This window comes from Nocardiopsis sp. NPDC058631 (assembly GCF_042716955.1).
In the GTDB taxonomy this organism is placed as follows: Bacteria; Actinomycetota; Actinomycetes; order Streptosporangiales; family Streptosporangiaceae; genus Nocardiopsis.
The window spans coordinates 23,955-30,943 of sequence record NZ_JBHXQY010000081.1 but is presented as its reverse complement, the minus strand read 5'-3'; the positions used below and the strand labels follow the sequence as shown (position 1 = coordinate 30,943).

Below are 6,989 nucleotides of genomic sequence, written 5' to 3'. Positions count from 1 at the left end.
GTGACGGCCGGTCGGGCCCGGCCCCCCTCCCCCGGTCAGGGGGCGGGGCGGGCTACTTCCAGGAGCCCTCGAAGAACTTCTCCTGCGTCAGCGGGCTGACCTCGGGCGGGTTGACGTTCTCGGCGAACGCGATGGACGGCGGGGAGCTGGAGAGGGGCAGACCGGGCAGGACCTCCATGATCTGCTCGTTCAGCTCCTGGTAGGCGGCGATCCGCTCCTCGTTGTCCGGGTTGCCGCTGGCCTCGGCCATGGCGTCGAACAGCTCGGGCTCGTCCATGCCCCAGGCGTCGTTCTGGGTCGAGAACCAGGTGCCGATGAAGTTGTAGGCGTCGTTGTAGTCGCCGGTCCAGCCGAGCAGGTACATCGAGCAGTTTCCGCTGTCGGTCTGCGGGATGTACTCGGTCCACTCGAAGGACTTGGCTTCGACCGTGACACCGACCTCCTCCAGGTCCGAGACGATGACGTCGAAGATGTCACGCGGCGCGGGCATGTAGGGGCGGGTGACCTCCGTGGGATAGCAGAAGTCGATCTCCAGGTCCTCCTGCCCGGCGTCGGCCAGCATCTCCCTGGCCAGGTCCGGGTCGTAGTCGTAGGTCTGGACGTCCGGGGACCAGCCGTCGAGGGTGTCGGGGTGGAACTGGGTCGCCACCTCGCCGCCCGCGGGGAGGATGGTGTCGACGATGCGCTGGCGGTTGACCGCGTGGGAGAGCGCCTGCCGGACCTCCAGGTCGCCGAGGGCCTCGCTGGTCTCCTGCTGGTAGGCCATGTAGAGGACGTTGAACACGTCGCGGGTGGGCACCTGGAAGCCCGCCTCCTCCAGCGGCTCCACGTCGGCGGGGGCGACGAGGTCGTAGCCGTGGATGTCACCGGCCTCCAGGGCCTGGCGGCGGGCGGTCTCGTCCGGGATGGCGCGCAGGATCATGGTCTCGAAGCCGGCCTCGGTGCCCCAGTAGTCGCCGAAGCGCCCGAGGGTGACCTCGGCCTGGTCCTGGTTCCACTCCTCGACGGTGAACGGGCCGGTGCCGGCGACGGTGCCCACGTCCTGGGTGTAGTCGGGCAGCGAGAAGTTCCCCTCCTCACCCGTGATCTCCTCGTCGGCGATGGCCTCCAGCGTGGTGGGGCTCATGATGCCGAACGCGGCGAGGCTGAAGCCGCCGGGGAAGATCGAGGAGTACTCCGAGATCGTGATGACCGCGGTCAGGTCGTCCTCGGCCTCACAGGAGACGTAGCGGGAGTCGGGCGTGGCCTCGTCCTCGTTCTCGGCGAAACCGCCGAAGATCGTCTGCCAGTAGTACGAGTTGTTGGAACTCTGCCAGGCGCCTTCCAGGTTGTGCCAGCGGTCGAAGTTGGCGCACACCGCTTCGGCGCTCAATTCGTCGCCGTCGTGGAACTGCACGTTGTCGCGGAGGTTGAAGGTCCAGACGGTGCCGTCGTCCGACTGCTCCCAGGTCTCGGCGAGTCCGCCGGTGATCTCGCTTCCGCCTGATTCGTGGTCGAGAAGGGTTTCGAAGACCTGGCGGCTGTAACGGAAGGTTTCCCCGTCACTGGTGAGGAAGGGGTCGAGGGTTTTGATGTCGCCTGCGGAGGCGAAGACGAACGGCGCGGATTCGTCGGTGCCGCCGTCCTCTCTTGTACTCTCCGCACACGCTGTCGCCACCAGCGTGAGTGCCGCCGCGGCGGCCACGAGGGCCAGCGGCTTTCGGGAAGACTTCGTGAACATGGTCCACCTCAGTGTGGGGCGGGGGTATGAGGCCCGAGATCGATTGAGTGGACCCTAGACCCGGGGGAGACCAGCAGGGAAGGTAGACAGCTGGGTATTAATACAACCGTTTCAGATCTGTGCCGTGATCCATAGGTGCTTTTTGGCACGCGCGCTGTCGAACGGGGACTCATTACCACGGGAGCCTCATGGGACAACACGCGTTACGCGTTAGGTGTGGCGCACCGCCAAATGACGGAGTACCATATCCGACCATCGGATGAATTAACTTTCGAGACACAAAGTCCACCTCGGGACGTTGGTCCGCGATACTCGACCGCCCCTCGGCAGGCCTATGATCTGCGGATGACCACACCCCTAGACGACGCGGCCCTGACCGCGTTCCTCGAAGGCCAGGAGACCGCCTGGCTCGCCGAGCAGCTCATGCTGATCGCCGACGAGGACCCCATCACCAGGATTCGGCTGACCGGGGCCGCCGGTTCCGAGAGCGCCGTGGACGACGCCCGGGCGGCCGTCCTCTCCGCGGTCGCGGACCACCACCCGGACGAGGCCCCCGAGGACTCCGACGACGACGCCCTGCACCGGGTGCTGGACCTGCTCGACGACCTCGCCGACTACGGCTTCGACGACGAGACCTCCGACATCGCCGACGAGGCGCGCGAGATCTACGTGACCCGACACGGGGAGGACGACAGCGAACACCTGTCGCGCCTGCACTCCCTGGCCGACGCCGAGGACGACGACGAGTAGGAAGCCCCCGCGACGGGGCCGGCCGCGCGCACGCGCGGCCGGCCCCGGATTCCCCCGGGCCGCTCCGGCGCCCGTGTCGGCCGCCACCGGTCCCGCGGGCCGCGTCGTCGGCGAACAGTCGGAACGCACCGGGCTCGGGAGGTCAGGAGCACCAGCGGCGCACCTCGCTGCTCCACAGGGCGATGCACACGACGACGGCGGCCAGGGCCGTGAGCAGCCCGGCCACGAGCAGGGGCGTGCTGGCCAGGCGGGCGGCACAGTACAGCGCCGCCAGGGCGGCGCCGAGTCCGACCACGGACGCGGCCTGGGCGGAGCGCCACAGGGCTGGTGCACCACGGCGTACGGGCACGGCGACGGCGGCCAGGAAGGCGGCCACCAGGACGGTGACGGCCAGCAGGGCCCACAGGCCGGCGACGAACCCGTCCGGCACACCGGAGTCGAGCCGGTCCCAGGTCAGGTAGGCGGACAGGACGTACACCGGGGCTACCGCGAACAGCAGCGCACAGGTCTGCCGCACGTCCTGCGGGGGCCGCACTCCGGGGTGGCGTACCGCGACGAGGCCCGCCGCGGAGGCGAGAGCGGCATCCAGGGGCCGCAGAGCGGAGGTGGCGGGGGATGCGGGGGATGCGGGGGATGAAACGGAATCTTGCATGACGAACAGGGTTGCGCGCCGGACCGCGCTACGCAAGATCACCGCGGGGAGGCACACCCCGGACGCCCGGCCCGGGGCGCGGAGGCGGGCCCGCTCCGACGGCCCGCCTCCACCGGGGTCAGGCGCACCGGACCGGAGCCGGGGAGCCTGGGCCGGGGTCAGGCGTCCGCAGCCCGCATGCACCCTCCGACGTACTCCAGGGCCTGCGCCGTGAGGTCCTCGACTCCGCTCCTCACGTCGAACTCGCGGCCGGGCTCGTCCGGCCCGAGCCTCTGGAGGGTGGCCATCTGCGACTCCAGCAGGGCGGGCGGCATGAAGTGGCCCGCCCTGGCGGTCATCCGCGCCTGGATCACCTCGGAAGGGCCCTGCATGTGCAGGAAGCACACCCCGGGAGCGCCCTCGCGCAGGACGTCGCGGTAACCGCGCTTGAGCGCGGAGCACGCCATGACCGTCGACTCCCCCAGTGCGTCGTGCGCCGAGATCCACGCGGCCAGTTCGCGCAGCCACGGCCAGCGGTCGTCGTCGGTCAGGGGGACGCCGGCCGCCATCTTGTCGATGTTGGCCCGTGAGTGGAAGGCGTCGGCCTCGGCGAACGGGAGGCCGAGGTGCTCCGCCACGTGCTCGGCCACGGTGGTCTTCCCGCTTCCCGCGACGCCCATGAAGACAAAGTGCATGGTCTCTCCGTGTCCTGGTGCTCCTGCGGGACCGCAAGCGCCACCACTAATAGTGATATCAATCAATCCGGCTAGGCTTCAGGCTGACCCTCGGCCGGATGTGGCCGGATCGGACGAGCGCGGAGTACAGGGAGCACGATGGGCACCGACCACCGCACGCTGCACAACCGGGTGCTGGCGGACCTCGGGCCCGCGATCGCCGCGGACGAGTACGCGACCGGCCACACGTTCACGCTCCAGGGGCTCGAACAGGACTTCGGGGTCTCCCGGACCGTCGCACGCGAGGCCGTGCGCGTCCTGGAGTCGATGCGGCTGGTGGTCAGCCGCCCGCGCACCGGCATCCGGGTACGGCCCAGGCGCGACTGGAGCGTCTTCGACCCCCAGCTCATCCGCTGGCGCCTGGCCGGACCGGGCCGCATGGAGCAGCTGCGCTCGCTCAACGAGCTGCGCGCCGCCGTCGAACCCGGCGCCGCCGCCCTCGCCGCCGCGCGGGGCGGCGAGGAGGAGCGGGCCCAGCTGGTCGTGGTCGCCGACCAGATGGTCCTGACCGGCCGGGCCGGGGACCTCAGGACCTTCCTCGAACTCGACATCACCTTCCACCGCCGCATCCTGGAACTCTCCGAGAACGAGATGCTCGCCGGCCTGGCCCAGGTCGTGGCCGAGGTTCTCGTAGGACGCACCTCCTACGACCTGATGCCGCGCAACCCGCGCCCGGAGGCGCTGCGGCTGCACAAGACCGTCGCCCAGGCCATCCGGGACGGCCTCCCCGACGTGGCCGAGGCCGCGATGCGGTCCATCGTCACCGAGGTGTCGGACGCCCTGGAGCACGACCCGAGGGCGTATCCGACCCCCTGAGGGGCGGGTGGGGCCGGGGCCCGCCCGCCCCCGCGTCACAGCACCAGGCTGAGTCCGAACGCGAGCCCGAAACCGATGAAGCCGATCAGGGTCTCCATGACGGTCCAGGTCTTGAGCGTGGTCTTGACGTCCATGCCGAGGAAGCGCCCGACCAGCCAGAACCCGGAGTCGTTGACGTGCGACAGGGCCGTGGCGCCCGAGGCGATCGCGATGACGACCAGGGCCAGGTCGATGGAGGTCAGCCCCGGGGCCGCCTGCACGGCCGGGGCGATGAGTCCCGCGGCCGTGGTGAGGGCGACGGTCGCCGACCCCTGGGCGACGCGCAGGGCGAGCGCGATGAGGAAGGCCGCGACGATCACCGGCAGACCCGTGGCCTCCAGCGATCCGGCCAGCGCGTCCCCGATGCCGCTGGTACGCAGCACCATGCCGAACATGCCGCCGGCACCGGTGATGAGGATGAGCGCGCAGACCGGGCCGAGCGCCCCGCCGACGATCTCCTCGACCCGCTGGCGGGTGAAGCGGCCCCGGCTGAGCACCGTCATGGCGACGAGCACGGTGACGAGCAGGGCGATCGGGGTCTGGCCGACCAGCTGGAAGACCTGCACCCACAGGGCGTCCTCCGGGACGGACCCGGTGGCGACGAAGACGGAGACACCGGTGTTGGCGAAGATCAGCAGCATCGGCAGCAGGAGGATGGCCAGGACCGTGGCCAGGCGCGGCGGGTTCTCGTGCTTGACGGTGCCGTCGGACATGATGTCGTCCGGAACCGGGATCTCGAAGCGCTTGCCCGCCCAGAGGCCGTACAGGTAGCTGGAGAGGTACCAGGTCGGGATCGCCAGGAGCAGGCCGACCAGCAGGGTGAGGCCCATGTCCGCGCCGATCTCCACGGCGGCGGTCACCGGCCCGGGGTGCGGTGGCACGAAGGCGTGCATGACCGCGAAGGCGCCCGCAGTGGGCAGGGTGTAGGTCAGGACCGACCCGCCGACGCGCCGGGCCACGCTGAAGACGATCGGCAGCATGACGATGAGGCCGACGTCGAAGAACAGCGGGAAGCCGAAGAGCAGCGAGGCCACACCGAGGGCGAGCGGCGCGCGCTTCTCGCCGAAGAGCCTGATGAGGGCACCGGCCAGGACCGCGGCCCCGCCGGTGATCTCCAGCAGGCGGCCGATCATGACGCCGAGGCCGACGAGGAGGGCGACGTTGGCGAGTGTGCCGCCGAAGCCGTCCAGGAGGGTCGGCATGACCCCGGACACCGGAATGCCGGCGGCGAGGGCGGTCAGGACGCTGACCAGGACGAGCGCGATGAACGCGTGCATCCTGAAGCGGATGATGAGGAACAGCAGGAGCGCGATGGCGCCCGCCGCGATCCCGAGGAGCGGACCCGTCCCGTAGACGGGCTCGAAGTTCTCCACGACGGAGCCTTCCAGTGGGCTGATGGGGTGTCACACGACCGCCACACGACACGGCCTTGACCTGCGCTTGGAACAGGTGAGGGCAATGGTAATACCATTTGTGAGCTTCTGTGAACCACCCGTGCGGTTCTGTTACATCCGCGAGACCCACGTCACGCCGCACCGCCGCACACCACGCCCCCGGGGAAGGCGACCGCCGACCCGGCGTCGCGCCGCCCCACGGACTGGCCCCCGCACGGCGCGCGGGCCTGGATCCATTGACAACATCCTGTCAAAAAGACAACATGTTGTCATGATCGCAGAGAGCAGGCAGACCGTCCATCTCGCCGTCTACGACGACCTCGCCGACTGGGAGGTGGGCCACGCGGTCGCCACCGTCCGGGGCGGCGAGTGGCAGCGCGAGCCGGGCCGCTACGACGTGGTCACCGTCGGCCTCACCGGCGCGCCCGTCACCACCATGGGAGGGATCACGATCCTCCCCGACCTCGCGCTACCCCACCTGGTTCCCTCCGCCAGCTCCATGCTGATCCTGCCCGGGGCCTCCGGCTGGGACGTCGACCCCGAGCACCTCTCCCCCTTCGCCTCCGCAGCCGGGATCTTCCTCGACGCCGGCGTGCCGGTGGCCGCGATCTGCGGCGCCACCGCCGGGCTCGCCCGTGAGGGCCTTCTCGACTACCGCGACCACACCAGCACCGCGCCCGAGTACCTCCTCGGCACCGGTTACGCTGGCGCCGGCCGCTACCGCACCGAGCTCGCCGTCTCCGACGGGGGCCTCATCACCGCGGGGCCCACCGCGGCCGTGGAGTTCGCCCGTGCGGTCTTCGCCGCCCTGGACCTCTACACGCCGCGCGTCCTCGACGCCTGGTACCGGCTGTACGCCCAGCACGACCCCGAGGCCTACCACGTCCTGACGGAGGGGGCATGAC

General features: G+C 70.3%; 7 protein-coding genes. 3 read left to right on the top strand and 4 right to left on the bottom strand.

What is annotated here, in order from left to right; all coding sequences use genetic code 11:
* Window positions 1-52: 52 nt before the first annotated feature.
* Window positions 53-1,720 (bottom strand): ABC transporter substrate-binding protein, encoded by a 1,668-nt coding sequence (locus ACFWTE_RS22685; protein WP_378781786.1) that lies wholly within the window; start codon window positions 1,718-1,720, stop codon window positions 53-55.
* Between the two features lie 345 nt (window positions 1,721-2,065).
* On the opposite strand from ACFWTE_RS22685, the gene ACFWTE_RS22680 reads away from it, so the two are divergent.
* On the top strand, window positions 2,066-2,470 hold the full coding sequence (locus tag ACFWTE_RS22680) for a hypothetical protein (RefSeq protein ID WP_378781785.1): 405 nt from the start codon (window positions 2,066-2,068) through the stop codon (window positions 2,468-2,470).
* A gap of 142 nt (window positions 2,471-2,612) precedes the next feature.
* On the opposite strand, the gene ACFWTE_RS22675 is transcribed toward ACFWTE_RS22680, so the two are convergent.
* Together ACFWTE_RS22675 and ACFWTE_RS22670 are read right to left on the bottom strand one after the other, a co-directional pair.
* A complete protein-coding gene (locus tag ACFWTE_RS22675; protein ID WP_378781783.1) occupies window positions 2,613-3,122 on the bottom strand; it encodes a hypothetical protein in 510 nt (169 codons plus the stop codon).
* A gap of 158 nt (window positions 3,123-3,280) precedes the next feature.
* Window positions 3,281-3,796, bottom strand: coding sequence for a gluconokinase (locus ACFWTE_RS22670; protein WP_378781781.1), 516 nt, complete (start codon window positions 3,794-3,796; stop codon window positions 3,281-3,283).
* Window positions 3,797-3,934: 138 nt separating this feature from the next.
* Here ACFWTE_RS22670 and ACFWTE_RS22665 point away from each other — a divergent pair, with 138 nt between their 5' ends.
* Window positions 3,935-4,651 carry a FadR/GntR family transcriptional regulator gene (locus tag ACFWTE_RS22665; RefSeq protein WP_378781780.1) on the top strand — a complete coding sequence of 239 codons (717 nt, stop codon included), beginning with the start codon at window positions 3,935-3,937 and terminating at the stop codon, window positions 4,649-4,651.
* A 35-nt stretch (window positions 4,652-4,686) separates the two neighbouring features.
* Here the strand turns inward: ACFWTE_RS22665 and ACFWTE_RS22660 are convergent, their stop codons facing one another.
* Window positions 4,687-6,063 carry a GntP family permease gene (locus ACFWTE_RS22660; RefSeq protein WP_378781778.1) on the bottom strand — a complete coding sequence of 459 codons (1,377 nt, stop codon included), beginning with the start codon at window positions 6,061-6,063 and terminating at the stop codon, window positions 4,687-4,689.
* 292 nt (window positions 6,064-6,355) lie between these two features.
* On the opposite strand from ACFWTE_RS22660, the gene ACFWTE_RS22655 reads away from it, so the two are divergent.
* Window positions 6,356-6,988, top strand: coding sequence for a DJ-1/PfpI family protein (locus ACFWTE_RS22655; RefSeq protein WP_378781775.1), 633 nt, complete (start codon window positions 6,356-6,358; stop codon window positions 6,986-6,988).
* Window position 6,989: the final 1 nt, after the last annotated feature.